The sequence below is a fragment of the Streptomyces sp. AK02-01A genome (assembly GCF_033795305.1).
GTDB lineage: Bacteria > Actinomycetota > Actinomycetes > Streptomycetales > Streptomycetaceae > Streptomyces.
The window spans coordinates 291,405-316,242 of the sequence record NZ_JARBAE010000003.1 but is presented as its reverse complement, the minus strand read 5'-3'; the positions used below and the strand labels follow the sequence as shown (position 1 = coordinate 316,242).

Annotated in this window: 20 protein-coding genes and 1 pseudogene; 9 read left to right on the top strand and 12 right to left on the bottom strand. The window is 69.0% G+C overall.

What is annotated here, in order from left to right; translation table 11 throughout:
- Positions 1-736, bottom strand: a pseudogene (locus tag PV679_RS06200) (hypothetical protein); the annotation flags it as partial.
- 1,127 nt (positions 737-1,863) lie between these two features.
- Here PV679_RS06200 and PV679_RS06195 point away from each other — a divergent pair.
- Complete coding sequence (locus PV679_RS06195; RefSeq protein ID WP_319679012.1) at positions 1,864-2,328, top strand: hypothetical protein; 465 nt, start codon at positions 1,864-1,866, stop codon at positions 2,326-2,328.
- 2 nt (positions 2,329-2,330) lie between these two features.
- Positions 2,331-2,615, top strand: coding sequence for a DUF3817 domain-containing protein (locus PV679_RS06190; RefSeq protein WP_319679011.1), 285 nt, complete (start codon positions 2,331-2,333; stop codon positions 2,613-2,615).
- A gap of 691 nt (positions 2,616-3,306) precedes the next feature.
- Here PV679_RS06190 and PV679_RS06185 read toward each other — a convergent pair.
- From PV679_RS06185 to PV679_RS06160, 6 genes are all read right to left on the bottom strand, one after another.
- On the bottom strand, positions 3,307-3,501 hold the full coding sequence (locus tag PV679_RS06185; RefSeq protein WP_319679010.1) for a ferredoxin: 195 nt from the start codon (positions 3,499-3,501) through the stop codon (positions 3,307-3,309).
- A gap of 101 nt (positions 3,502-3,602) precedes the next feature.
- Positions 3,603-4,826 (bottom strand): cytochrome P450, encoded by a 1,224-nt coding sequence (locus PV679_RS06180; protein ID WP_319679009.1) that lies wholly within the window; start codon positions 4,824-4,826, stop codon positions 3,603-3,605.
- Positions 4,827-4,914: 88 nt separating this feature from the next.
- Positions 4,915-6,102, bottom strand: a complete 1,188-nt coding sequence (locus PV679_RS06175) for an NAD(P)/FAD-dependent oxidoreductase (protein ID WP_319679008.1) — start codon at positions 6,100-6,102, stop codon at positions 4,915-4,917.
- A complete protein-coding gene (locus PV679_RS06170) occupies positions 6,099-6,302 on the bottom strand; it encodes a ferredoxin (RefSeq protein WP_319679007.1) in 204 nt (67 codons plus the stop codon). Before PV679_RS06170 ends, PV679_RS06175 begins: the two co-directional genes overlap by 4 nt.
- A gap of 69 nt (positions 6,303-6,371) precedes the next feature.
- Positions 6,372-7,016, bottom strand: a complete 645-nt coding sequence (locus PV679_RS06165; protein ID WP_319679006.1) for a TetR/AcrR family transcriptional regulator — start codon at positions 7,014-7,016, stop codon at positions 6,372-6,374.
- 601 nt (positions 7,017-7,617) lie between these two features.
- The gene (locus PV679_RS06160) at positions 7,618-8,661 is read right to left on the bottom strand and encodes an amidohydrolase family protein (RefSeq protein ID WP_319679005.1); all 1,044 of its coding nucleotides are present in this window, start codon (positions 8,659-8,661) and stop codon (positions 7,618-7,620) included.
- Between the two features lie 321 nt (positions 8,662-8,982).
- Here PV679_RS06160 and PV679_RS06155 point away from each other — a divergent pair, with 321 nt between their 5' ends.
- The 3 genes from PV679_RS06155 (at position 8,983) to PV679_RS06145 (ending at position 11,018) form a co-directional block, all read left to right on the top strand.
- Complete coding sequence (locus PV679_RS06155; RefSeq protein WP_319679004.1) at positions 8,983-9,417, top strand: protein-tyrosine phosphatase family protein; 435 nt, start codon at positions 8,983-8,985, stop codon at positions 9,415-9,417.
- Positions 9,418-9,495: 78 nt separating this feature from the next.
- On the top strand, positions 9,496-10,083 hold the full coding sequence (locus PV679_RS06150; protein WP_319679003.1) for a hypothetical protein: 588 nt from the start codon (positions 9,496-9,498) through the stop codon (positions 10,081-10,083).
- A gap of 359 nt (positions 10,084-10,442) precedes the next feature.
- Positions 10,443-11,018: a helix-turn-helix domain-containing protein gene (locus PV679_RS06145; protein WP_319679002.1), complete on the top strand. Its 576-nt coding sequence runs from the start codon at positions 10,443-10,445 to the stop codon at positions 11,016-11,018.
- A 275-nt stretch (positions 11,019-11,293) separates the two neighbouring features.
- Here PV679_RS06145 and PV679_RS06140 read toward each other — a convergent pair whose 3' ends face one another.
- On the bottom strand, positions 11,294-12,157 hold the full coding sequence (locus PV679_RS06140; RefSeq protein WP_319679001.1) for an endo alpha-1,4 polygalactosaminidase: 864 nt from the start codon (positions 12,155-12,157) through the stop codon (positions 11,294-11,296).
- A 173-nt stretch (positions 12,158-12,330) separates the two neighbouring features.
- Complete coding sequence (locus PV679_RS06135; protein WP_319679000.1) at positions 12,331-13,053, bottom strand: VOC family protein; 723 nt, start codon at positions 13,051-13,053, stop codon at positions 12,331-12,333.
- A 302-nt stretch (positions 13,054-13,355) separates the two neighbouring features.
- On the opposite strand from PV679_RS06135, the gene PV679_RS06130 reads away from it, so the two are divergent.
- The 3 genes from PV679_RS06130 to PV679_RS06120 all read left to right on the top strand — a co-directional run bounded on the left by PV679_RS06130 (position 13,356) and on the right by PV679_RS06120 (position 16,830).
- A complete protein-coding gene (locus PV679_RS06130; RefSeq protein ID WP_319678999.1) occupies positions 13,356-14,603 on the top strand; it encodes a hypothetical protein in 1,248 nt (415 codons plus the stop codon).
- Between the two features lie 75 nt (positions 14,604-14,678).
- A complete protein-coding gene (locus PV679_RS06125; RefSeq protein WP_319678998.1) occupies positions 14,679-16,172 on the top strand; it encodes a sensor histidine kinase in 1,494 nt (497 codons plus the stop codon).
- Positions 16,173-16,176: 4 nt separating this feature from the next.
- Positions 16,177-16,830 (top strand): response regulator transcription factor, encoded by a 654-nt coding sequence (locus tag PV679_RS06120; RefSeq protein ID WP_319678997.1) that lies wholly within the window; start codon positions 16,177-16,179, stop codon positions 16,828-16,830.
- 55 nt (positions 16,831-16,885) lie between these two features.
- On the opposite strand, the gene PV679_RS06115 is transcribed toward PV679_RS06120, so the two are convergent.
- Positions 16,886-17,956, bottom strand: a complete 1,071-nt coding sequence (locus PV679_RS06115) for a nitronate monooxygenase (RefSeq protein WP_319678996.1) — start codon at positions 17,954-17,956, stop codon at positions 16,886-16,888.
- A gap of 111 nt (positions 17,957-18,067) precedes the next feature.
- Positions 18,068-18,778: an SDR family oxidoreductase gene (locus tag PV679_RS06110; RefSeq protein ID WP_319678995.1), complete on the bottom strand. Its 711-nt coding sequence runs from the start codon at positions 18,776-18,778 to the stop codon at positions 18,068-18,070.
- Positions 18,779-19,291: 513 nt separating this feature from the next.
- On the opposite strand from PV679_RS06110, the gene PV679_RS06105 reads away from it, so the two are divergent.
- On the top strand, positions 19,292-20,284 hold the full coding sequence (locus PV679_RS06105) for a helix-turn-helix domain-containing protein (protein WP_319678994.1): 993 nt from the start codon (positions 19,292-19,294) through the stop codon (positions 20,282-20,284).
- Between the two features lie 54 nt (positions 20,285-20,338).
- On the opposite strand, the gene PV679_RS06100 is transcribed toward PV679_RS06105, so the two are convergent.
- The gene (locus PV679_RS06100) at positions 20,339-24,541 is read right to left on the bottom strand and encodes a carboxypeptidase regulatory-like domain-containing protein (protein ID WP_319678993.1); all 4,203 of its coding nucleotides are present in this window, start codon (positions 24,539-24,541) and stop codon (positions 20,339-20,341) included.
- Positions 24,542-24,838 lie beyond the last annotated feature (297 nt).

The following is a 24,838-nucleotide window of genomic DNA, read 5'->3' as shown; positions in this document are numbered from 1 at the left end:
ACACACAGCCGATCCCCCGCGCAGCGACCGTGTGCCCCACCGCCTCCACCACCCCGGCCGCCTGCCGCGTGGACACCAGACGGGCCCCCGGTGCATACAACCGCACCCCGCCATACACCCGGGCACGCGCAGCAGCCTTCACCGCCCCAGACCGCTCTTCCCCGGCGATATCTGACGCTCCGGCATCCGGCCCGTCCACAACCGGCGGACCAGCCGCACCGTCTACGAAGCCCAACTCGGCCAGTGCCCGGTCGTACCGGCTCGGCTCCACCCGACCCGACGCCACCCGGGCGACCTGAAGGGCCCGGCCCGCCCGCAGCCCGTCCTTCACCGCACGGTGCAGCGTCGCCAACGACGGCACAAACTCCGCCCCCCAGCGGTCCAGTACACCCTCGTCCTGCGCCTGCAGCATCCTGCGGCGCAGTTCGGCGACGTTCCCGCCGGCCTGGGTGAGGACCTCCCACAAGGCGTCGCCCACCACGAACCCGGCCTGCCGCGGCCGTGCCTCGACATGGCCCTCACGCCCCTCAGCCAGCCACCGCCACACCGTTCGCTCCGACACCCCCGCCAAACCGGCCGCGATCCGCACATGCAACGACGACAGACCGCCCTCACCACGGTCCACGGCCAACAACCGCCGCACCACTACCGCACGCTCCACCCGTCCGGCCCCCACCGGAACAGCCGGACCCGACACCGCCGGACCGCGATCTGCTAGCCGCACCGTGACAGCCACCTGGTCACCCCACGACAGCGACCAGTTCCACGACCCGGCCCCGTGGACTGCAGTCAGCACCCTCCCCGCTGACATCGCCCTGTACTGACCCTGGCCCACCTACGAAGGCACCCGCAGGCCGGCAACTGCCATCCAGGCTCAGCGAGCCTCACGCCGACCGGTCAAACGGCACCTGCGACAAGAAAGCGTCCCAACGCCTCTTCCCCAGTCAGCGACGTGCCCGGTGAAGGCGTCGGTCCAGTATTGGCTTATGGCGTCCGGGCCGGCTCTCCAAGATGTGCTCGCATGTCCGGGCTCCTGCCGCGAACTCGGCACCGGTGCGTGCCGTCATCGCCCGGAAGAACGCCCGACCATCCGGGGACTGGCTGCTGGTCGTCCAGCGATACCCGGGACCGTCCAGGAGTGCCCTGTCGACGAGGCGTGTGCCGAGACCTTGCCGCTGTACTTCCGGGGAGAGCGAGATTTTCGAAATGACGCCCCGCTCGCACGGATGACAGACCTTCCACACCAGCCGCGCATCGGATATCCCGTCACGGCCGTAGACGCGAATATCCTGGAAACCAGCAGGCCGCGTCGCGGGGTGCAGCAGGAAGAACCACTCGGTCCTCGGACGGCGAAGAAGCATCCACCGCCAACGAAACTCATCCAGCCCGTCAGGTGTCCTCATCGGAGCTCCCTCGTCAGTCCACTGCCGAGTCCGAGTCTCGCGGGCGTCGCTGCAGTTGTCCTTCAAACCATAGGAACAGCCACCTCCACGACAGCCGACCTACCCCACACTGGCCGGAAAACAGCAGCCCCTTGGTCACCCCATGACAGCAGGCCTACCCCGCAACTATCCCCATGGCCAGGCACCCAGCACCCACTCCCGCTGACACCCACCCAATGCCACCAACCCGCCCACTCACACGCAGAGTCATGTTAAGTTTCAGTCGTACTGCAAGTAGAGATGGCAATGGCATCGCCGCGTAACCACAACAGGCACTCCCGCCGATGACTTCGAACACAAACACGGGACGCCGAGTGGTGCCCTTCCATTGCCTTCTGAGGCGCGTCACATACCTGCACCAAGGAACCTTCATGCCCGCCGAAGTCTCCCACACCCTCAACGCCGCAAAGCGCAACCAGCCATGACCAAGGTCCTCCTCTCTCTCCACGTCCTGGCCGCCATCATCGCGATCGGCCCCGTCAGCATCGCTGCCAGCATGTTCCCGCCAGCCGCCCGCCGTGCCGCAGCCAACGGCCCAGATCCGTCCGGGACCGCAACCGTCCAGCTCTTGCACCGCATCTGCCGCGTCTACGCCGGCATCGGCCTGGCCGTACCCGTCTTCGGCTTCGCCACCGCCTCCTACCTGAACGTCCTGGGTAGCGGATGGCTGATCACGTCCATCATCCTGACCGCAACCGCGGCCGGCATCCTCGTCGCTTTCGTCCTGCCCCGCCAGGACAAACTCCTCGACGACATCACCAACCACAACGCCGTCGAACAATCACGCACGGCTCAGCTGGCCATGTTCACCGGCTTCTTCAACCTGTTGTGGACGATTGTCACCGTCCTGATGATCGTTCGCCCCGGCTCCACCACTGGAGCATGACCATGGACCGCAACCGCACTCCTCTAAAAATCGCGGCCGTGGTCGAGCTCGTCTCCCTGGCTGTCCTCCTGATCAACCTGGCCACCCTGCACCATCCCGCCATTGCCTCGCTGACCGGCCCCATCCACGGCTGCGCGTATCTCGTCGCCATCGTCAGCGTCCTTCGCGACCCAATGAAACGAGGCACAACCATCGCCCTGGCCCTCGTCCCAGGCGCTGGAGCCACCCTCGCCCTACGCCAACTCGCCTCCGCCAACGAAGAACCAGCAGCGGCCGCGCGAGCCTGACCTCACTGCACAAAAACACACCCCGCAGTCCATGAACCTCGCCCCCTGTGCCTTCCTCCGACCAAAGACCACGCGGGAAGAGACACCCTGAGGTTCCAAGCAGAATGCCGGCAAAACCGAGACTTCCTTATCGTCAGGAAGCCCCAAAAACGGCCTCCAGGGCGGCGGCGTCCCCCCTGGGTCGCACTTGGAGGTCCCACCACGAACATCCCCTCGACCGCCCAACGAAAGACACCCAGGGCACAGCCCGCTCGGCGATGACCGGACGAAATCCGGAAAGAAGGTCGCCGAGGCCGCAGCCATCGCCTCCCTCCCCTGGATATCCGCTCAACGCGCAGGGCGAGAGGCCCGAAGCCGACACGTCGAAGCCGCCCCATTCGGCCAACAGCCAGCTCGCCACACGATTACCGCGAAAGCGATCCGGAGCTGGGCATCGGAGTTGGCGAAGGTGTCAACCCAGGTGCGCGGTCACAACGAGTTCCTGCTCATCACCGTGCGCCTGTCTCCCACCAGACGGGCCGGTCTTGCCAACCGTGCTTGCCCGTACCGGGGGGAGAATGCCTTCGCGGCGCTGAAGGAGTGAGTGGCGGGCCGCGCTGCCGGCAGCCGGTACTCCGGCAGTCGCGGCCCGCCTGCACGGTGGAACCCGGGCCACCGCCTGTGCCTGCCGCGGTGTGGCCCGGGGCCGGGGCTATTCCTCCAGGCGGATGGCGAGAGCCGGGCAGACAGCGGCGGCGTGACGGACGTCGTCCGCGTCGTTCGCGGGAGGTGCGGCGTCGAGAAGGACGGCGATGCCGTCGTCGTCACGCTGGTCGAATACGTCGGGCGCGGCCACGACACACTGGCCGGAGGCGACGCACCTGTCCTGATCGAGGTTGACCTTCATGATGCTCCTTCAAGAAGACGGACAGTGACGGAAAGCAGAGGCGAAAGGCAAGGAGTGGACGCGTCCCCGCGCCGTACGGGACACCGCGGAGACCGGATGCTTCACCAGGTGACGGGAAGCTCATAGACACCGTAGACAGACCCGTCGTGCTTGAAGGGAATGTCCTCCAGCGCGGCCGCGAGCCGCAGAGTGGGGATACGCCGGTAGAGAGTGGCGTAGACCACCTGGAGTTCCATCCGGGCCAGCGGCTGCCCCAGGCACTGGTGGATACCGAAACCGAAGGCCACGTGGTGGCGGGCGTCACGGCGGAGGTCGAGGCGGTCCGGGTCGGGAAAGGCGTCCGGGTCGCGGTTGCCGATGTCGTTGGGAATGACCAGCCCGTCGCCGGCCCGGATGACCTGACCCGCGACCGCGATGTCCTCCAGCGCCACCCGGCGCCGTCCGCTGTGCGTGATGTGCAGATAACGCAGCAGTTCCTCGACCGCCCCGGCGACAAGCTTCGGGTCCTCCGTCTCGCGCAGCACGGCCAGTTCCTCCGGGTGCTGAAACAGGGCCAGTGTGCCGAGCGCGATCATGTTCGCCGTCGTCTCATGGCCGGCGATCAGCAGCAGCACCCCGATCCGGGCCGCTTCCAACTGGGACAGCTCCCCCGCGGTCACACGCTCGGCCAGACGGGAGAGAAGATCGTCCGCGGGCCGGGCCCGCTTCTGGGCCACCAGAGCGTCCAGATAATCCACCAGCCGCCCATGGGCGGCGGCACGCTCCTCCGTTGTGGCCTCACGGTTGATGATCGTCTTGCTGTTGTCCTGGAAGAACTCGTGATCGGCGTAAGGGACACCGAGAAGCTCACAGATGACGAGAGAGGGCACTGGCAGAGCGAACTCCTCTACCAGGTCCACCGGCCCAGGTCCGGCGAGCATCCCGTCGATGAGATCGTCCACGATCCGCTGCACCCTCGGTCGCAGCGCCTCGACCCGCTTGATCGTGAACGGCGCGGTGACCATCCGGCGCAGACGCGCGTGTTCCGGATCGTCCATCAGAATGAATCCGATGCTGTTGCTTCTGCTCGCGGCCGGACTCGGATAGCCCGGCCGGGTGATGTCGGCGCTGACACGGGGATCGGCCATCAGCGCCCGCTGGTCGGCGTAACGGGTCACCAGCCACGGTGTACTGCCGTCCCACAGCCGGACCCGGGTGAGCGGCCCCGCCTCCTGCTGTTCCCGCAGGGCCGGTGGCGGATCGAACGGGCATCCGGCAGCGCGGGGCATCGGGAACTCCGGAATCCCGCTCGTCGGCCGGTCGGCCGAGGACATGATCTCCGTCATGGCGTCCTTTCATGTGCGTGACGACGCGGCCCGCCTCGCGGCCGGCAACGCACCGGCGTTCGCAGGAGGGTCGGAGGGAAAATGAGGGTTACGGCGCCGGCGCGAAAGCGGCGTAGGCGTCCACAAGGCGCTGCCGGTGCAGGCGGGCCTGTCTGGGCATGTTCCAGCCGAGGACACCGGTGACCGCGCCGCCGCTGCGGTAGACCGCGACAAAGCGCCGGTCGGCCATGTCTCCCTCGACGACGCTCAGTTCGGCATCGGCCGAGGGTGTCCCGTACACCTGGATCCTCGCCTCGAACTGATCCGTCCAGAACGAAGGAACCGGCCGGTAGGGCCGGACATCACCCAGAATCGCACGGGCGACCGCGATGCCCTGCTCGGTGGCGTTGGTCCGGTTCTCCCAACGCACGAGAGTACCGAGCCCGTCGTGATGCCAGCGGGTCACGTCCCCGGCCGAGTAAATACCGTCGGCCGCCCGGCAGTGGGAGTCGCACACCAGCCCGTCATCCATGACCAGACCGCTGTCCGCGAGCCATCCCGTATTGGCACTCGCACCGATCGCCACAACAACCACATCGGCCGGCAGGCTCTCACCGGTGTCCAGTCGCACCCCGGTGACACGGCCTTCCACCGCGGTCAGACCACTCACACCGGTCCCTGGCCGCAACCGCACACCGTGCTCGGTGTGCAGACTGGCCAGACACACCGAGACATCGGGGCCGAGCTGAGCGGCCATGAGGGCCGGCTGAGGACCCACCAGAGTGACATCCACTCCTCTACCGTGAGCGGTCGCGGCGATCTCACTGCCGAGCACGCCGTCGCCGACCACAACAAGCCGTGTCCCCGCCGGCAATTCCGCGCGCAGAGCCAACGCGTCGTCGAGCGACCGCAGCACATGAGCCCCCGACAGGCCCTCCTGTTCCGGAAACAACCGTGGGCTCAGCCCGGTGGCGATCACAACGGCCTCCGCTCGCAGAACCCGCCCCGCGGCGGTCCGGACCACCTTCGCCCCGGCGTCGAGTGCGACAGCGGGATCGGCGAGGACAATCTCGGCACCCAGCCCCGCCAGCATCCCCGAGTCACGCAGCCTGACACGGTCGGCGTCCCACCGGCCCGAAAGCACCTGCTTGGACAGAGGCGGCCGGTCATAGGGCACGTGCGCCTCGGCGCCGAGCAGCGTCACATCGCCTCGGTAACCGCCGCGTCGTAACGCCTCGACCGTCGCGAGCCCCGCGGCGGAGGCCCCCACCACTAAAACACTGGCAGGCGCAGTCATGAGACATCCAGCGTGATGGCCGCCGCGGGACGGACCTGGGCGGCTTCGCGCACCGACGCCCGCGACAGCTCGTCCGGCTCCGGCTCCAGCCCCAACAGCACAACGATGCCGTCGTCGTCACGCTGATCGAAGATGCCAGGTGCGATCAGGACACACTGCCCGGCACCGCGGCACTTGTCCTTGTCCACGGTCACTCTCATGGAAGGTTCCTCCTCGGTCACGGGGCGTGGGGCCCGCCGGCGGGCGGGGCTCCGGACAGTCGGCGGGAGCTACCGGGCGGATGTCACGGGCGCCAGCCAGAGGCCGGTTATCGCGTCGATGAGCCCGGACGCGTACGCCTGCCAGCTACTTCGGGCGGTGTGGGCGCCCTCGGCCAGTGCGCGTTCACGTTCGGCGAGCATGTGCACCATCAGGTTGCGGGCCATGTCACCGCGTTCGATCCGCACGGGCAGCGGAAGATCGGCCAGGCACCGGTTGAGTCCATCGAGGGTCCGGTGGATCGAGGGGCCGAACGTCTCATCGATCATGAGCTCGCGCAGCACCGGATCGGTCATCAACTGAGCTCCGAAACGCGCGTACCACGTGGGGCATCCCAACGCCGCCAGATGCTCGGTACTCGGACACACCAGACACGCTACCCAGTCCCGGGCACCGACAAAGCCGCCCGCCCCGGCCAGCATGCGCTCACGCAACACGTCGATCGGCTCACTGTGCTTACGGACAATCGCCCGCAGCAGATCCGTCTTCGTACCGAAGTGGTAGCCAACGGCGGCGTTGTTGCCCTGCCCCGCCGCCTCACTGATCTGACGATTGGACACGGCGAACACACCGTGCTCGGCGAACAACCGCTCCGCCACGGAGAGAATCAGCTCTCTGGTCTCACCCGCCCGCTCCGTCCGCGCCGTTCTGGCCACCCCGTCACCACCTCACCGGAACATCACGCGACCCGCCGGCAACCGGACCCCTCGACCGGCGCAACTCCGGTGCGGGAAGGGCGACTTCCGGGGATGGCAGGCGGCGCAGCAGGACGTCGAGTACGGTCACCGGTTCGGTGCGCGCCAGTGACTGGCCCTGGCAGGAGTGAGGACCGGCACCGAAGGAAGTCGTTGAACACTCCACCAGATTCGTTGTCCGAGATCCTGGCCGCGTCGTTCGCGCCCAGCGAGCGTGTGCACCACGGATCGGACAGGACCCGCTTGACGTCGTCGTAGCGGGTCAACGGCAACGCCGCGTCACCGCTGGGCAGCCTCACCCCCGCCACCGGACACTCCACCCGCGATTCCGCCCACCGCTCCGGAGGCTCCAAGGCGCCCGTCTCGGGCAACGGATAGGCAGCGCACCACCATGGTCGCCCGGGCTCATCACAGTCTCCCTCCGGCATCCGACCTGTGTGATCAGTGAAAGCACCTTGGTCACGTAAGTCAAGCGGCTGACTTAAAACGCGCCACGCGTGCGGACTCGACCGGTACCGGAGCCTGGCCGTAGCGCAGCGGGCCTCGACGACAGGGCCCTCGGTCAGCCGCCCCCGCCCGGATCAACGACCGGCTGAATCCCCAGAAACACACGGCCGTTGACCTCAAGCGTCCCGGCGTCGATCCCGTTGTCCAGAACGAAGCGCACAGGATCCGACTGCGCCATGTCGAATGGATAGTCGCTGCCGCACAGGATCCGATCCCGCGAAGCACGGGCTCTGAGAAGCCCCAGCACTTCAGGATCATGAGTAACCGTGTCGAAGTACAGCCGGGCGAACATGTCGGCCGGCGGACGGCTGCTCCCGCCGCGTACGTCCGACCGTACCCGCCAGCCGTGTTCCCACCGTCCCAGCAGCGACGGCGCGCAGCCACCGCCATGAACGAAACAGACACGCAGGTCCGGCAGTTCCTCCATGGTGCCGCCCAGAAGCACCGATGCCACAGCGGTCGTGGTCTCCACCGGGTTACCGATCAGGTTGGCCAGATAGTGGCTCCCCCACTCCGGCCGCTGCAACTGCATCGGGTGTACGAGAACGGCGAGACCCAGCTCCGCCGCGACGGCGAGCACTTCACGCATGACGCCCTCGCCGTAGGACCGCCCCCGCACAACAGGCGGAACAGCGATACCGGCGACACCTTCCATGGCCACCAGCCGGGCCATCTCGCGCCGGGCGGCGTCCACATCGTCCAGACGCACCAGTCCGAGTCCCACAAGGGCCCCGTCGGAGGAGGAAACGGCCCGCGCCAGTTGCTCGTTGTAGGACGCGATGTAGTCGTCCGCCTCGGACGGTGCGTGGACGGGGAAGGCGAAGGGCGGTGCGGAGATGACGCGGGTGCCAAGACCGGCTTTTACGGTATCGGCGACGACCCTTTCGATATCGGTGATCGCAGCGGTGGGAAAGGACAGTGGAATGTCACCGAGGAACAGCTCTCCGCCACGGTCGTTCATGCCGCCGAGAGGCGATCCTGGCGGGAGGCCAAGCAGTCCCCGAGGCAGCCAGTGCGCGTGAACATCGATGACTCCCGCGCGAATGTCACCCGTTACAACCATCTTCTTCTCCTCGACCGCCTCCGGGACGGTGTTCACGACACCGGTTCCGTGAACGCTCCCGAACGCACTGCTGGTCATCTTCACCGATCGCACAGGCGCCTACGGAAAACAAGGCGGGCGGGTCGTTCAAGTGGCCCATCGTTTCGTTCGAGCCGCTTCTCCTTCTCACTGCTCGTCGATCGATTCGGGATCAGCGATTTCTTCCTCTTCCGCGCCGCCGGAAGCGGTGAGGCTTCCCAGTATTCCCAGTAGTCCGGCGCTCCGGCTTCCAGGTCCGGCGTGGAATACGACCAGAATGAGTCCGTCACCCGGCCGGCGGAAGCCCGGCCTCCGTCACGGTCCCGGTAGAGTCCTCGCATGGCTGAGACGTGGTCTTCGGGTGACCCGGGCGTCATGCGGTTCCCGTCGGGTGTGCTGGTGCGTGGCCGCGGACTGCGTCACCCCCTGCCGACAGGGTCCCTGCCGACCTTCGGTGTGTATCTCCTGGGAAAAGAGCCTCCACGGACAGAGTGGGAGGCGAAGTGGCTGCGCTGGCCGGATTTCCGGCTTCCCAGAGATCGCCGAGAGGCAGGCAGCGTCTTGCGCGAGGCCCTCTCCCGGGCCTCGGGAGAACGGGTTGAGATCGCGTGCGGCGGCGGTCAGGGGCGGACCGGGACAGCGCTGGCCTGCATGGCCGTCATGGACGGCGTGCCGGCCGAGAAGGCCGTCGCGTTCGTCCGCGAGCACTACCGCCCGCGGGCGGTGGAGACTCCCTGGCAGCGACGCTGGGTGCGGCACTTCGACCTCGGCTGAGGGCTGTCCCGTAGGACGTGTGCCGCGCCAAGGACGTGATCGCGAGTATGGACGTTGTCATTGTGCACGGGAGGAAATATGCCGGAGGTCCAGGTCGTACCCGGGCTGTCTGTGGACGAGGAACTCTTCGACGCCGCCGTCCAGGGACTGGCCGACTTCGCGCCGGATGACGCGATCACTTGGGAGGACTTCACGTCCGAGGACCGGTGGCTTCTTGTACCCGGCCCCGACGGCCTCGGTTACAAGGCCGAGCTGGTGGTGCGGCGCGAGGAGTCCCGTACGGTCAAGGTGAACCTGTGGCTCGCGCCCGATCTGCGCAGCGGCGAGAAGCCACGGCCGCATAACCATCCATGGGAGTTCACCGCCCATGTGCTGCGCGGCGGCTACACGGAACAGCGGTACGAGCTGGTCGACGGCGAGGTCGTCACCGAGACCCGTGTGCATGAGGCGGGCGGGACGAATCACGTGCCGCTCTCCACGTTTCACGAGGTCACGCGAATCGCCGTACCCGGCAGGACCCTGACACTCATGGTGTGCGGCGCGGGCAGGAAGGGCGCGTGGGGATACATCGATCCGGAAACGGGCCGGACGGAGCGCAATCAGCCCGATCCGTCGTTCCACGAGCGTCTCGCGGCGCTCAATCCACGGATACGCCGACCGCACTGACGCGGCCGGGCCGGCGAGACGCTCAGCGTCCGAGCATGTCGAGCGAGACGTCACCGAGTCGGTTCGCCGCCTCGGTGCCCCGTGCCCTCGGACGGCCGGAGTCACCTCGGCGCCCGTGATGACCGCCTGCTTACCGATGAGGTCCACGCCCGCCAGGATGTCGTCGGCGGTTGACTCGCGGCTGAGCGGGGTCGTGAGCGTATGGCCGACGTCGTGGCTGTCCCTGCCTGCGGCCGTTTCGACAAGCGGTAACCTGAACGGGAGCCCACTCCGTTTAGTGGAGCGTAGGCGGAGCGGGCTCCGCTTCAAAAGTCCATCAGCCGTCCGCGCGTCGCTCGCGGCACCTCGGAGGAGACAACGTGTCCGCAACCGACCGGCCTCTGCGAGCCGACGCCCAGCGCAACCGCGACCGGCTGCTCGCGTCCGCGTCGCGCCTGTTCGTCGAGCAGGGACTCGACGCGACCGTCGGTGCGATCGCCAAGGACGCGGGAGTCGGGATGGGCACTCTCTATCGCCACTTCCCCACCCGCGAGGCGCTCATCGAGGCCGCCTACCGCAGCGAACTCGATGCCGTGTGCGACGCGGCGACGACCCTGTTGGAGACACTCCCCCCCGAAGAGGCGATTCGGACGTGGATGGATCGCTTCGTCGATTACATGACAACGAAGATCGGCATGTCGGACGCTCTGCACGCCGTGATCTCTTCGGGAGGAAACCCCTTCGTGCACAGCAGACAACGGTTGAACGAGGTGATCGAACTGCTGCTGGCAGCCGCCCATCGAGCCGGTGCGACCCGGCCCGACGCCCATGCCGATGACGTGCTGATGACTCTCAGCGGCATCGCCCTCGCGGCACGCTCACCGTCGCAGCGCGAGCAGGCGGGACGCATGATGGATCTGCTCCTCGACGGTCTGCGCTACCGACCGCGGACGTGAGACGCCGCTGCTGGTCCGGGCCGGCGGCCTCGGCACACTGTGGAGCCGACCGACCAGTGAACAGCCGACGGACCGACAAGGTCATGGAGTGAAGAGCGTCCAGGTGTTCTGTCCACGGAGGTTGGTGACGGATCGCCGCCGCCGTCGCCATGGGCACCTGCTCGGCGGGCGCGCGACGACACCGTCGTCTCTCGACGCTCCGAGTCCGGACGATGTCCCACTCGCGTGCATCCCGGCCGTCCGCTCGGCAGCAGCCGGGAGGAGTGCCGGCCGGGTCAGCAGTGCTCGTAGACATGTCCGTCCGCGTCGACGGGACGGACATCGCGGTCGCGCAGTGTGATCGACAACTCCTCGCTCCAGGCGCGGCAGGCCGCGGTGAAGTCCTTTTCCTCGTACTCGATGTCGAAGACCCTGCCGTCATAGGCGGAGACGAAGTCGGGACACTCCTGATAGCGGGCGCATTCCTCGACCACGGCGAAGTCGAATCCGATGAGACGGCGCCGACCGAGCAGGTCGGTGGTGTTCTTCTGGGCGATGGCCAGGCCCTGTTGGTGGGCGCGGCGAGCCAGGAGTCCGGCGAAGGCCGCCGCGTCGTCCGCGGTGAGCAGGCCGTCGGAGCGTTCATAGGAATCGAGGTTGTCGGGTTCCACGGCGTCGAAGCCGGCATCGGCGCACGCGTCGATCCACGGGCCGACGATGCCGAGGAGTGCCGCACGCTTGTCGTCGGTGGATATGTCGAGGAGGGGCTCCTCCCAGTCTCCGTCGATGACCGGTTCGCCGTCGGCGCCCCGCAGGAGGAGACGGGGATGCTTGTCGTGCCACCAGTCCACCGCGTCGCCGGGCTGCGCCTGGAAGGCGTTGACGTAGCAGATGTTGTACAGGCCGTCGGCCGGCTTCGCCGTGCGGTCGCGGGAGACCGCCCGTACTCCGGCCGGTGGCGCGTAGGCACCGCCGAGCTGGTAGTCGAAGACGGCGTCGGCACGCGGCGGACGGACCTTGGCCGTGCCGGACGTGGACCGGCCCTTTTCCGCACCGGACGGATCCTCCTTCGCGAGCCCGGACGTACCGGAGGAACATCCGGCGAGAAGGACCAGGAGAAGAGCGCACGTGCCGGCGGGCCGACGGAGCGGAAACGACACGGAACCAGCTTTCGACGGGATCAAGTCAAGCGTGGCAGCTTTTACGGGTAGTCGTTCTCCTTCAGTTCGGTGACCCAGGCTCCGTGCTCAACGTTTTCACAGCGACGCGAGTGAGCCGAACGGCCATGGCTCGCCCCGTCGTGAGGAGGGTCGCCGCCTCCGGATCGGACGCGTTACCGGGAGGGCGACACACAGAACTCGTGGCCGTCGGGATCGGCCATCGCCACCCGGTCGGCCTCGCCCCCGCCAGTGTCGATTCGAGTCGCTCCGAGGGAGACGAGACGGTCGGCCTCCGCTTGCTGATCACCGTGGCCGGGCGGCGCGAGGTCGAAACGCAGCCGGTTCTTCCCGGTCTTCGGCATCAGTGGCGGACCGCCCCACGTGATCTTCGGACCGCCGCGCGGCGAGCGGATCGCGGTCTCCTGGTCCTGGTCCCAGACCAATGGCCAGCCCAGCGCTTGGCTCCAGAAGTACCCGACCTCCTGCGAACCGTCGCACGCGAGCGCTCCGATGAATCCGCAGTCAGCGAGGAACGTGTTGCCGGGCTCGATGACGCAGAACTCATTGCCTTCGGGATCGGCGAGCACCACATGACCCTCCTCCGGGCGTTGGCCGATGTCGATGTGCCGGGCGCCGAGTCCGAGCGACCTCGCCACCGTGCGCCGCTGGTCATCAAGGGACGTGCTCGTCAGATCGAAGTGCATCTGGTTCTGGCCCGACTTCTGCTCCTGGGTCGGAAGAAATCGGATCCGGAACCCGGTGTCATCGCTCGGCAGGAGTGTGATGCCGTCGTAGGAGTCGTCGGCCATCTCCCGGCCCAGGACACCGGCCCAGAAGCGCGCGAGACGGAACGGGTCGTTCGCGTCGAAGCAGAGCGCGTGGAGGTGAGAAGTCATCCCTCGGCATCCCCGATCTGCTGACTCGCTGCCCCGCCGATCGAGCAGGGCCGTTCACCAGCAAGAAGGCTTTCATCCAGGTCGTGGCTGAGCCTGCCCAGACGACACCATCCGGTCAACTCATTAACGGCTCGCGCTCAACCACCAACGGGAGGCTGATCTGTCGGTGTCGCGCCGCGCGCGGTGATACGCGGCCGGTGCGCCGATCGGACGGGGAGTGTGGCCGATCGGCCGACGCGATCGCGCGGTGGGTTCTCCTAGCGTCGTTCAGACCAGACGACCACGCTCAGAGAGGAACATTGATGGGGCAGCGAGGGACGACCGGAGCAGCCGACGGCATGGCCGTGATCGGGGCGACCACGGAGTTCGAGCCGGACGTCGTGGACCTGCTCGTGGAGACACAGCGCCGTGCGGCCAGGCGTGAGTTGTCGGTCGTGGGGACGGACACACTGCTGGCGGAGCTTGTGTCGGGGGACACGGACGCCGGTGCGGTGATTGCCCCGGGCATGCGGAAGGCCAGCTCGCTCAGCGGGTTGATCGCCGGCTGGGCGGGCCGCGGTTGGGTGAGCGACGACGGGGCACCCAGTGCTCCGGTCGGGGCCGGCGCCGGTGAAGAAACTGATCAGGATGCCGACGGAAAAGAGGTGGATGCCGCCTGGCATGAGGCACGGTGGCGTGTCGGCTTCGGTTCACACGGATCGGCCGCGGGCAGCGGCTCGGTGCCGCCGATGAGCGGGGCGGTGCGTGCGTGCCTGTTGCTCGCGCGCGGGTCGGCCCGCGCCGAGGGGACGATCTCCGTGCGCTGCCGGCATGTGGCCCGTGCCCTGCTGGACCTGCCGGACACCCGGGCACGGGAGGCCCTGCTGCTGCGGCGGCTGGACTTGGCTGCCGCGTCGGCCGCACTCGGTCGACTGGATGCAAGCGCTCCGGCGGAGACCATGGGACCGGAATCCCGCGGCGTCACCCTTCTTCGCCGGGCCGGAACGCTGGGCAGGCGCGGTAGCGGTAACTGTTTGACCCGTGCGCTGACTTCATGGACCTCCGGGAGCACCGTGAACGGCTCACCGGTTCTGTTCGCGGTGTCCGTTGAGGCCATGCGGCAAGCGATACGGTGCGGGCACGCCGCGGTCGAGCCGGTGGATCTGCTGCTGGGAACGCTGGCGCTGGACCGGGCACTGTTCGTCGCCGGTCGCTCGCTTCCCGGAAGTCTGGAGAACGCCAACTCCGCTCCGGCCCTGATGCGCCGACACGGCGTACGGCAGGTCTCTCTGGTCTCGTCGACTTCGGCGATCCTGCCCGTCGCTGTCCCCGACAGTGACGGTGCGCGGCAGTCCGCCGCCGCCGAGCGGGCCCTGGCCATGGCGCGGCTGTCCGCCGCCGAGCACGGGTCGCCGACGGTCGGCACGGTCCACCTGCTGTCCGCGCTGCTCGACGAGTCGGAGACGGACGCGGAGGCCGGGGCCGGTGGCGGCGTCGTCGGGCTGCTGGCTGCCGACCAGGTGGACGTGGCCGCGTTGCGGGCCGAGTTGAGCCTCCGGCTGGGCGCATGACACCCGGACCCGCCGTGCGGCGACGGCCGCGGCTACCGTTCCTCCCGGAGATCCAGAGGCGGGGCAAGGGAGATCATGAGTCAGGCGCCCGAATACAAGCAGCTCTCGCGCCTGGCGGGGCGGCTGAGGCACATGCCGGCCGGTGTGTCGCGGTGGTTGCGCCGTGAGGCGGTGGAGAGCTGGTCCGCGGTGCGTGCCGCCGAGCGCCGTACGGTCGTAGCCGAGACGCTCCTCTGTGCCCTGGTCGCAGCGTTCGGTCTGCTACCACTGCTGCTGGCGCCTCCGCATCGACTGCTGTCGGCCGTTGTGGAGGCGTTGTGGGCGGCGATACTCGTCCCCGCTCGGCGCGGCCGGCCGGCCGCCGCGGTCCTGGGCTGCTCTGTGCTGCTCGTGGGTGACAACGTGTGGACCCTGGCGGTGGCGCCGCTGGTCGTGCTGTCCGCCACCCGTCGTGTCGCACCGCCGCGGCGTGTGTGGCGGCTCGCCGGGGTGGCGTGCGCCGCCGTCGGTGTCCTGACCCTCGCCCGTGCCTTCTTCCGGCCCGAGGCGCTGCCGTCGGAACTGGCCGAGAACGCGGTCTCGGTGGTGCTGCTTCTTCTGCTTCCGGCTCTGGCCGGCACCCTGCTGGGACGACGGCGGCCCCTGGTGAGCCTGCTGCGGGAACGCAACGCCTATCTGGAGCAGGCCCGTGCGCTGACCGCCGCGGCGGCCCGGCTGGAGGAACGGACCCGGATCGCCGGAGAGATGCATGATCTCCTGGGCCACCGGCTGAGCCTGATCTCGGTGCACGCCGGAGCGCTTGAACTCGGCGCCGCGCGGCAGGCACCCGCCATCGTCGGACAGGCCGAGATGCTCCGCACGACAGCCGGTACGGCCATGGAGGAACTACGCGAGATCCTCGGTGTCCTGCGGCACGAGGACTTGACCGGCCCGACGGACAGGACCGGAGACGAGAAGGGAACGCGTGAGGACATCACCGCTCTCGTGACGGAATCCCGGCTGACGGGCAGCACCGTCGAGTTGGACTGGTCCGTTCCCGACACGGCCGAGACGGGTCCGCGTACGCGTCAGGCGGTCCACCGGGTGGTCCGCGAAGGGCTGACGAACGTGCTGAAACACGCGTCCGGCGCGCGCACCAAGGTGGTGGTGAGAAGCACGGACAGAGGTGTCGAAGTGTCCGTCACCAACGAGGCGCCCCGCGCGTCCGGCCATTCCCGTGGAGGAAGTCACAGTGGGCTGGCCGGCTGCCAGGAGCGGATCTCGTTGCTCGGCGGCACGTTCCAGGCGGGCACCTTGACGGACGGTGGATTCCGCATGGCGGCTTGGCTGCCCGCCCACGGGAACGAGCCCCTGGGATTCGCCGCGCTCCAGGAAGCCTCTGACGCACTTTCTCCGGATCCGGCCCGCCCTCGATCCGACGGCATCGGACAAAGAGGGGTACGCGCCCCGCTGCCGGACGAGATCCTGACCTGGCCGCGAGTCCTGGGATCGGGCTGCGTGGCGCTGCTCGTGACGCTGCCCACGGTCGTCTTCCTCGTCGTACTGCTGGCCCACGCGGCCCTAAGATGAGCTGATGATCCGAGTCCTGGTCGCCGACGACGAGGCGCTGATGCGCGTGGGAATCCGGCTGATTCTGGAGAACGCCGAGGACATCAAGGTGGTCGCCGAGGCGGGCGACGGTCGTGAGGCCGCCGCGGCGTCCCGCGCCCAGGACATCGATGTCGCCCTGCTTGACATCAAGATGCCGAACAGGGACGGAATCACCGCCGCTGAGGACATCGCCCGCCTCTCGCCCCGCACCTGTGTCGTGATGCTGACGGCGTTCGGTGAGGAAGCGAGCGTGGCGCGCGCCCTGCGGGCCGGTGCGAGCGGATTCCTCCTCAAGGACACCGGTCCCGCCGAACTGATCCGCGCCGTGCGACTCGCGGCCGGAGGTGAACCGGTACTGGCACCACGGATCACCCGGCAGTTGCTGGAACGGCACGTGAAGTCCGGCCGGGACACCGAGGCCGCGCTACGCCGCACCGAAGAACTGACCCCCGCCGAACGGGATGTCCTGCGGCTGCTGGGCACGGGCCTGTCCAACGCGGAGATCGCCCATCAGATGTATCTGAGTACCGGCACGGTCAAGGCACACATCAGCCGGATCCTCACCCGTACCGGCTGCGCCAACCGCGTACAGGCCGCCGTCCTCGCCCACGACGCCGGGCTGCTCACCGATCGTTGAGCTGGTCGGTGTTCGCGCACCCAGTACGGCGGCCGGCGCCGCGTTCGTCCGCCCGTCAGCCGGGCAGCAGCCCGCAGGCGCTCGTCCACATCCGGGTGATGACATCGGCGGCCGGTTCCTCGGTGGCCAGCGCGGCGCTCTGTCCCGCCCAGTAGTTGCTCCGGTCGAGCCCGTCGGTGGTGCCCCGCCGCCACTGGCCGACGAGTCTCAACTGGTCCGGGAAGAGCGCGGGGCGCGGGGCGCCGGGCTCGGCCCAGGCCCTCACATAGGCGGTGCGCACGGCCCGGGCAAGGCGGCCAGAGTAGGCACGCGTGGTCACGGTGTCCTCCGGGCCCAGGTCCTCCAGCGCTGCCGCCCATTCCCTGCTGGTCCCGGTCTCGGGACAGCGCAGCAGTACGGTGCCGACCTGGACCGCACTGGCGCCCAGTGTGAGTGCGGCGGCCAGCCCTCGTCCGTCCGCGATGCCTCCGGTCGCCACGATCGGCACCCGCAGCCGGTCGGCGAGTCGCGGCAGCAGAGCGAACAGACCGACTTCGGCGCGCTCGGCGTCCTCCTGCCGGAAGCTGCCGCGATGGCCGCCGGCCTCCATGCCCTGCGCCACGACGGCGTCCGCACCGGCGTCCTCGGCGGCGAGCGCCTCGTCCAGTGTCGTGGCGCAGGCGAACCAGGCGATGCCCCGCGCGTGCAGCCGGCGGACATAGTCGGGCTCGAACAGGCCCATGATCGATGAGACGGCCGTCGGACGGGCCGCGAGCATCGCCTCACACTGTTCCCGGAACACCGGAGGGTCCGGCCCGCCCGGCTCGCCCGGAGTGCCGAAGCCGCCGAGGAACTGCCGCGCGCCGTCGATCAGGCGTTGCCGCTCGGCCGGGTCGGGTTCGGACGTCTCAGGAATCCAGACGTTCAATTGGAACGCGCCGGATGAGCCGGCCCGGAATTCCTCCGCCCATTCGGCGATACGTCGCGGACTGTCCCGGAGTACGCCTCCGGCTCCCATACCACCGGCTCCGGCCACGGCGACGGCCAGTTCCGGAGGACTGGATCCGGACATCGGTGCCTGGAGGACCGGCAGGCCGAGTCCGAATCTGGCGCAGAACACCCGTGCACGTCGCCGCGCTTCCGTCATTGCCGGACGCTCCTCGGTCACGGTCGGTGTCGTCTCTCGTCCTGGTCTGGCGACATGTCGTCGCCCTGCCTACGAGGGCACGGGCGGACGCTCGCCCGTGTCCGGCCCGTCTCAGCCGAAGTCTCGCTCGATCTGGGGATAGAGCGCGGCCGGATCCCGGCAGAGCTTGGACTTCACCATGCGTGAAAAGTCGTCGACGACGACTTCCTCCCGGTCTTCCTCCAGTCCGGCGAGCACGGCCCGCGCGACCGCGGCGGGCGGGATCTTCTCCAGCTCGACGGCGGCTGCCAGGTCCGTATCCGCGAAACCCAGATGGATCCCGGTCACGAGCGTGCCCTGCCCGCGCAGGCTCGACCGCAGGGCGTTGCTGATGGCCCACTGCGCCGCCTTGGACGCCGAGTAGGTGGGAATGCGTGGCATCGCCACCCAGGAGACGGCGGACAGGATATTCACCATGGCACCGCCGCCGTTGCGCCGCAGCACCGGAGCGAACGCCTGGGCCACCCGGAGCGAGCCGAGGTAGTTGACCTCGATCTCCTGGCGGGCATCGTCGATGGATGCCTGAAGCACGTTCCGCGGCCTCGCGATCCCGGCGTTGTTGATCAGGATGCTCACCTCGGGGCAGCTCTTGGCCGCCGCCGTCACACTCGCGTCGCTGGTGACATCGAGCTCGACGGCGGTCACGCCGTCGTCGCTGATCGCTGCCGCGTCCCGCGCCGCTCCGTAGACGTTCGCTCCCGCCGCCGAAAGCGCTCGGGCGAACTCCCGCCCGAGGCCACGATTGGCTCCGGTGACGAGCGCCGTCGCGCCTTTGACCTCCATGGTGTGTTTTCCTCTCGCCATGGCAGCCGCGTCCGCGTGGCCAGCCGCGGCGCCCGGATCACGAAGCTTTCGCGCCGCCTCGTCCCGGCGGGCCGGACAGGCCGGACGCGTCTTCGTCCCTACCTCCGGTATACGCCGGGTCGGCCGGACGGGCGAACCCTGGCGTGGCGGCATCGGCTGCCCTCCTGTGGGCCCGCGGCGGAACGCGGGACGCCATGCCCGCCAGGTCGCGGACCGCGCCGCGAGGCGCGTGCTGCCGGCCGGCCCGACACCGCCTGCCCGCGACAGGGCTGACGGACCGTATGAGATTTCCGGCTCCTGGACGGGTTCCGGGTCGTGGTGTGACGGCGCGCGATGTCCTTGCCGTCACCGGCGCATGGGCGGCGCCGCTCGATGACGGCACCCGCGCGTGCGACGCCTTCGAGCGTGGGGTTACCTTTCCGAGGGCGCCGGACGATCACGGAATCACCTGGTCGAGGGCAGCCACGCGGTAGGCCGATGCGGAGGTGCGCCATGTTGGAGGTGCTGGGGCTGGATCACTGGGCGGAAGTCGCCTATTTCGCCCTGGTCGACGGTTCACCACTGAGCGTCGGTGACCTGGAGAGCCGAACCGGCATCGAACACGACGCGCTCAAGGGCGCGTTGGTCCGCCTTGAGGACCGTGGCCTGATCTCGCGGATGGCGGGGCGGCCCGTACGGTACGCCGCGCTGCCGCCGGAGAACGCGGTCGAGGTGCTGCTGCTGGCACGGGAGCGGGACATCCAGCGGGTCCGGGCGCTGGCCCAGCGGCTCGCGGACCGGCACCGGAAGGCTCGGGCCGGACGGGACTCCACGCCGCTGATCGAGGTGATAACAGGTCCGGACGGCGTGGCCCGGTGCGGGCAGCAGCTCTTCCGCAGAGCGGAACACGAGATACGAGGCATCGACGCACCGCCGTACGCGCAGACGATCGACGGCAGCATGGTCAACTCCAGTACGGCCATCGAGGACCGGCGGGTGCGCAGCCGGTTCATCCATGCCCGGGACGCGTTCAGCAGGCCGGACGCGACGCTGCGCATCGAACGGGACATCGCGGCCGGTGAGGAGGTGCGATTCCTGCCGGAGGCGCCGATGAAGATGGTCCTCGCCGACGACCAGGCCGGGCTGATCCCGCTGCTCGCCACGCCGCGGGTGCTGGACTCCTGCATCCTGGTCCATCCGTCGGCGCTGCTCGACGCGCTGTCCGCGCTCTTCGAGACGCTGTGGCAGCACGCGCAGCCGTTCAGACCGGGCGGGCCCGCCGACGACGAGGCCGGCGAGTTCGCCAGTGAGGAGGAACGGCGGATCGTCTCGCTGCTGGCAACGGGGCTGCCCGACGAGGCGATCGCCAGACAGTTGGGCGTCGGCCATCGTACGGTTCAGCGCAGAGTCCAGGCGTTGCTGGTCAGGCTGGGTGCCAGCAGCCGGTTCCAGGCCGGGGTGCTGGCCGCCAGTCGTGGCTGGTGGCTGCCCGGCGGGCCGGAGTAGCGGCCGTGCGGGGACGGCCGCCGCGGCGGCCGCCCCCGTTGTACGGGACCGGAGTTACAGGTGCGCCAGGCTGAAGTCGCTGGTGACGACTCCGTCCTTGACGATTCTCACGGTTCTCGTCGTCGGCTTGTAGCCCGAGGCTGCGACGATCACCGTCAGCGGGTTGTCCTTGGCCGGAAGCCAGAGCTGATAGCCGCCGTCCGTGCCGGTGCTGAGCGTGTAGTCGCCGTTCTTCGTGTCGATCTGCACGGTCGCGCCGGCGAGAGGTGTGACTTCGCCGTCCGTGCCCGTGCCGGTGACGGTGCCGGTGAGCAGGCCCCAGCCGGCGGGTGCGGTCACCGTCATGGTGATCGGTACGGTCACCGCGCCGTAGGGAGTGTCGCTGTCGACGACCAGCGCGGCCCGGTGGTCACCGGCGTCGGCCGGTCCCATCGCGCTCGCGTCCAGGGTCACCTTGACGGTGGCCGACGCACCCGCCTTGACGGTGACCGACTTGGTGGACTCGGTGAGCCACGGCACATCCGCGTGCGGCTGGTCGTAACCCGCCAGTTTCTGTGCCGCGGTCTGGGTCGCGCCGGCGGCGTTGCGGCCGCCGATCACATACCAGCCGGGTGCGGACACCGCGTTGATCAGCGGGTTCGCCAGGTTCGGCAGCGCCGACCAGGCATCCGCGGCCGGGTCGTAGGCGTATGCCTCGTTGGTCAGTGCCTGAGCGCTGATCACGCTGCCGCCGGAGATGAGCAGTCGGCCGTTGGCGGCAGTGCCCGTCGCGCCCCAGAAGTCGATCGGAGCGTCCGCGATCTTCTTCCAGTCGCCGGTCTTCGCGTCGAGCGCGTAGCCCGCGGCGGTGTCGGTGGGCAGCCGGCCGTTCGGCTGGTACGCGCCGCCGGCGCAGTAGAGCACGCCGTCGGTGGTGGCGCAGGATCCGTAGGAGACCGGCCTCGGGTACGGCTTGCCGGTGGACCAGCGGTCCGACGCCGGGTCGTAGATCTGTACGTCCTCGAAGCCGCAGTTGAGCTGGTCGCACCCGCCGATCACATACAGCTTGTCTCCCAGGACGGCCGAGCCGGCCGAGCCGTACGCGATGGGCGCGTTGGCGATCTGGGACCAGTTGTCGGTCGCCGGGTCGTAGACGTCGCCGCCGGGAATCGGTATGCCGGCCGCGTCCTTGCCGCCGGTGACATAGAGCTTGCCCCGGATGAAGCCGTAGGCCGGAGCGAACCGCCCGGTGACGGCGTCGGCCAGCTTCTTCCAGCCGCCGGTCGTGGGATCGTAGGAGAAGAATCCCTTGTTCCACTGACCGTCCGGGGTCTGGCCGAGGCCCGCGTACAGCACGCCGTCGTTGACGGCGGCGAGACCGCCGTACGCTCCGCCGGGCAGGTCCGCGACGGCCTGCCAGGCCTGGTCGGTCTTCGTGCCGGTGGCCTTCGCCGCTCCGGTGGACCTGCCCGTCGCGGTGTTGGGCGTCAGCTCGGTCCTGACACGGTGTCTGGCGGCGCCGGCGGCCTTGCTCACCGGACCGCCGAGCCCCTTCTCGCCCAGCGAGACGGTGGCAGGTGAACCGCCGGTGTTCTTCACCGTCACCTTGACGGTCCCCTGGTCGCCCCATTTCACATCGCGGCCCACCGCGGTCTCGTTCACGCGCAGTTGAGCCGGGTGCAGAGCGATGTCGGCCGCGGTGACCGCGTCCGCGGCGATCTTGACCTTGGTGGTGACCTCCGGGTATCCGAAACCGGCCAGGCCGGCCGTGAACTGCTGCTTGCCGGTGCGGCTGGAGAAGGCCCAGTACAGGCCGTCGCCGATCGCCGGGTCGCCCGGCGAGGCGACGCTGTGACCGGAGTCCGACGGGACGGTGACACTCTCCACCGTGGCACCGAGCACACCGGCACCGGTGTTGGAGTCGGTGATCTGCCCGACGAGCAGACCGCCCGGCAGGGTGTCCAGAGTGCGGGTGCCCACTGCCACGTTGTCGAGCTGCCAGATGCCGGTCAGACCGCCCACGAAGTGGAACCGGACCCGTACGCCGGACTCGCCCGCGTACGCGGTGAGCGGGACGACTTCGTGCGACGGGCCGTTGACCACATCGGTGTGGTGCCAGACGTTCGTCCAGTTCCGTCCGTCGTCGGTGCTGACATCGACGTCCGCGGTGAGGTCGTCGAGCCGGTAGAGCGGCGGGAGAGCGGTGTCGAAGTCGAGCTCGGGCCTGGCCTCCTTGGAGAAGTCGTAGCTCGGGCTGATCAGTTCGGTGTCCGCGGGAGCCCAGCCGAGGGCGTAGTCGTCGACGATGGCGAACCGGCCGTCACCACCGGTCTGGTTGCCGCGGTTCAGCGGGTCGTCGAACTGCCAGCCACCGGCGTCGGTGTTGTTCTTCACCGTCCAGCCGCCCGGCGTGGAGCTGCTGACGAAGCTCTGCAGTCCGCCGCCGTGGTAAGTGATCGCGTAGCCGGGCGGGAGCGCGCCGGTGCCGGTCAGCGTCAGGCCGATGTCGGCGGTCTTCGAGGAACCGGCGACCGCGACGGTCGCGGTGCCCGGCTCATAGCCGGGATAGAGCGCGGCGGCGCGCAGCGTGTAGGTGTGGTCCATCGGCACCTTGACCGCGTAGTGGCCGGTCTTCGGATCGGTGAAGACACTGCCGGGCACGCCGTCGACGGTGATCTTCGCGTACACGCCCCAGCCGTGGCCACCGCCGTCCTTGACGGTGCCGGAGATGGTCTGGGTCGCCACCTCGACGAGCGGAATGTCCTTCGTCAGCGCGGCGCCGTCGGCCAGGTCCACCGTGCCGAGGCTCTGGTCGCCGTAGCCGAACGCGCTCACGGACAGCGGATACGAGCCGACCGGAACCGCCAGGTGGTAGCGGCCGTCCGCGTCGGTGGTCGCGCGGTACTGGCCGAGGGTGACCGTCGCGCCCGGGACGGGTTTGCCCGTCGACGAGTTGGTCACCGTACCGCCGAGCGTGCCGTGCGGACCGGGCCTGAAGGCCGCCACTCCCTGTGGTGTGCCCAGGCCGGTGGGGCCGTCGTAGCCGGGGCCGGCTATGCACTCGTAGCTCGGTGTGCACTCCGGTGTGGAACCGAAGCCGCAGAGCGAGCTGTCCGGGCAGCTCGCGTCGTCGCCCTCGGTCACGTCGTTGAGCGCGCCCGGGCTGAGGTACGGGTACGAGGCGGGATAGGTGTCGGCGACCGGGGAGCCGGCCAGCGCGTACACACCGGCGATGATCGGTGCGGAGGCGCTGGTGCCTCCGTAGACGTTCCAGCCGCCGTCGGAGAAGCTGTTGTAGACCGCGACCCCGGTGGCCGGATCGGCGACCGCGCTGACGTCCGCGACCGAGCGGCCGTCGCAGCCGGAGTCGGTCTGGAACGACGGCTTGGGCTCGACCTCGGAGCATCCGGAGCCGGGCGCGCCCCAGTACTTGTCTCCGGAGGCGTGGGTGATGACGCTGTTCCAGACCTTCTCGGACCAGCCGCGCCCGCTGTTGTCGCGGTTGAGTGAGGTACCGCCGACGGCGGTGACGTACGGAGACGAGGCCGGGTAGCTGACGCCGTATCCGCTGTCCGCCGAGCTGGCCACGATGGCCGCTCCGGGGTGGTTGAAGTACGCCTCGTCGTAGGCCCGGTTGCTGTAGTCCTCGCTGTACGCCCCGTACGAGTTGGACACGTACTTCGCGCCCAGCTCGACCGCCGTGTTCACGGCGGTGCCCAGGTCGTCGGAGGTGGGTCCGTCGGCCTCGACCAGCAGGATGTGGGCCTTCGGTGCGACGGCCGAGACCATGTCGACGTCGAGCGAGATCTCACCGGCCCAGTCGCCGTTGGACTGCGGGTAGTCCGCTCCGCCACGCTGGTCGACCTTGCGGAAGCAGCCGTTTTCTGTGGTGCAGGCGGGGAGGCCGTACTGCTTGCGGTAGATCGCCAGGTCGGCCTCGGCGTTGGGGTTGTCGTAGGCGTCCACGATCGCGACCGTGGCGCCGGCGCCTCCGTCGGCGGGCAGGCCGTAGGCGGAGAGCAGGTCCGCCGGAGCGTATCCCTCGGGCCCCGCGGCGGCGGTCCTGGCCGTGGTGCGCGGCTGGACGCCGAGCTTCTTCGGAACGTCGGTACGGCGCACCGCGAAGCAGGTGAACTCGCCCGGCTTCGGTTTTCCGCACACCGGTTCCGCGGCGGCCGTCGTGCCGCCGCCGGCCGGCGCCGCGGTGGCCTGCTGCGGCACCTGCAGCGCCAGCACACAGAGCAGCGCGGCGCTGACCACCGCGATCAGCCGGTTCACGCCGGTCCGTCCGGGTCGCGCGTATCGGGCGACGCGGCTCGTACGAGCGCCGCCCGGTACGGGTCTTGCCGTATGGCCCGGTCTCGCCGGGAATGGTCTTTGGGCACGCAAGAAGGACTCCACTTGGTGACAGCAGTGGGCCGACGCGGGACGTCAGGGTCGGCGGCGATACGCGGATGGCCTCGCTGGGAAGAAAGATCCACCTGTCCTGAGCGGCCGGTCAATGCGGTGAGCTGGCGGTTTGACGCCGTGACGGGTTAACGCCAGGAGTTCTTGTCCGAGCCCGGCCGGTGTGCG

What these genes read in the sequence shown, in the direction of transcription:
- PV679_RS06135 (WP_319679000.1), bottom strand. Translation starts at nt 13,053, where the DNA reads ATGACTTCTCACCTCCACGCGCTCTGCTTCGACGCGAACGACCCGTTC.
- PV679_RS06150 (WP_319679003.1), top strand. Translation starts at nt 9,496, where the DNA reads ATGCCGGAGGTCCAGGTCGTACCCGGGCTGTCTGTGGACGAGGAACTC.
- PV679_RS06170 (WP_319679007.1), bottom strand. Translation starts at nt 6,302, where the DNA reads ATGAGAGTGACCGTGGACAAGGACAAGTGCCGCGGTGCCGGGCAGTGT.
- PV679_RS06180 (WP_319679009.1), bottom strand. Translation starts at nt 4,826, where the DNA reads ATGACGGAGATCATGTCCTCGGCCGACCGGCCGACGAGCGGGATTCCG.
- PV679_RS06195 (WP_319679012.1), top strand. Translation starts at nt 1,864, where the DNA reads ATGACCAAGGTCCTCCTCTCTCTCCACGTCCTGGCCGCCATCATCGCG.
- PV679_RS06115 (WP_319678996.1), bottom strand. Translation starts at nt 17,956, where the DNA reads ATGACGGAAGCGCGGCGACGTGCACGGGTGTTCTGCGCCAGATTCGGA.
- PV679_RS06190 (WP_319679011.1), top strand. Translation starts at nt 2,331, where the DNA reads ATGGACCGCAACCGCACTCCTCTAAAAATCGCGGCCGTGGTCGAGCTC.
- PV679_RS06120 (WP_319678997.1), top strand. Translation starts at nt 16,177, where the DNA reads ATGATCCGAGTCCTGGTCGCCGACGACGAGGCGCTGATGCGCGTGGGA.
- PV679_RS06185 (WP_319679010.1), bottom strand. Translation starts at nt 3,501, where the DNA reads ATGAAGGTCAACCTCGATCAGGACAGGTGCGTCGCCTCCGGCCAGTGT.
- PV679_RS06125 (WP_319678998.1), top strand. Translation starts at nt 14,679, where the DNA reads ATGAGTCAGGCGCCCGAATACAAGCAGCTCTCGCGCCTGGCGGGGCGG.
- PV679_RS06155 (WP_319679004.1), top strand. Translation starts at nt 8,983, where the DNA reads ATGGCTGAGACGTGGTCTTCGGGTGACCCGGGCGTCATGCGGTTCCCG.
- PV679_RS06130 (WP_319678999.1), top strand. Translation starts at nt 13,356, where the DNA reads ATGGGGCAGCGAGGGACGACCGGAGCAGCCGACGGCATGGCCGTGATC.
- PV679_RS06105 (WP_319678994.1), top strand. Translation starts at nt 19,292, where the DNA reads ATGTTGGAGGTGCTGGGGCTGGATCACTGGGCGGAAGTCGCCTATTTC.
- PV679_RS06175 (WP_319679008.1), bottom strand. Translation starts at nt 6,102, where the DNA reads ATGACTGCGCCTGCCAGTGTTTTAGTGGTGGGGGCCTCCGCCGCGGGG.
- PV679_RS06110 (WP_319678995.1), bottom strand. Translation starts at nt 18,778, where the DNA reads ATGGAGGTCAAAGGCGCGACGGCGCTCGTCACCGGAGCCAATCGTGGC.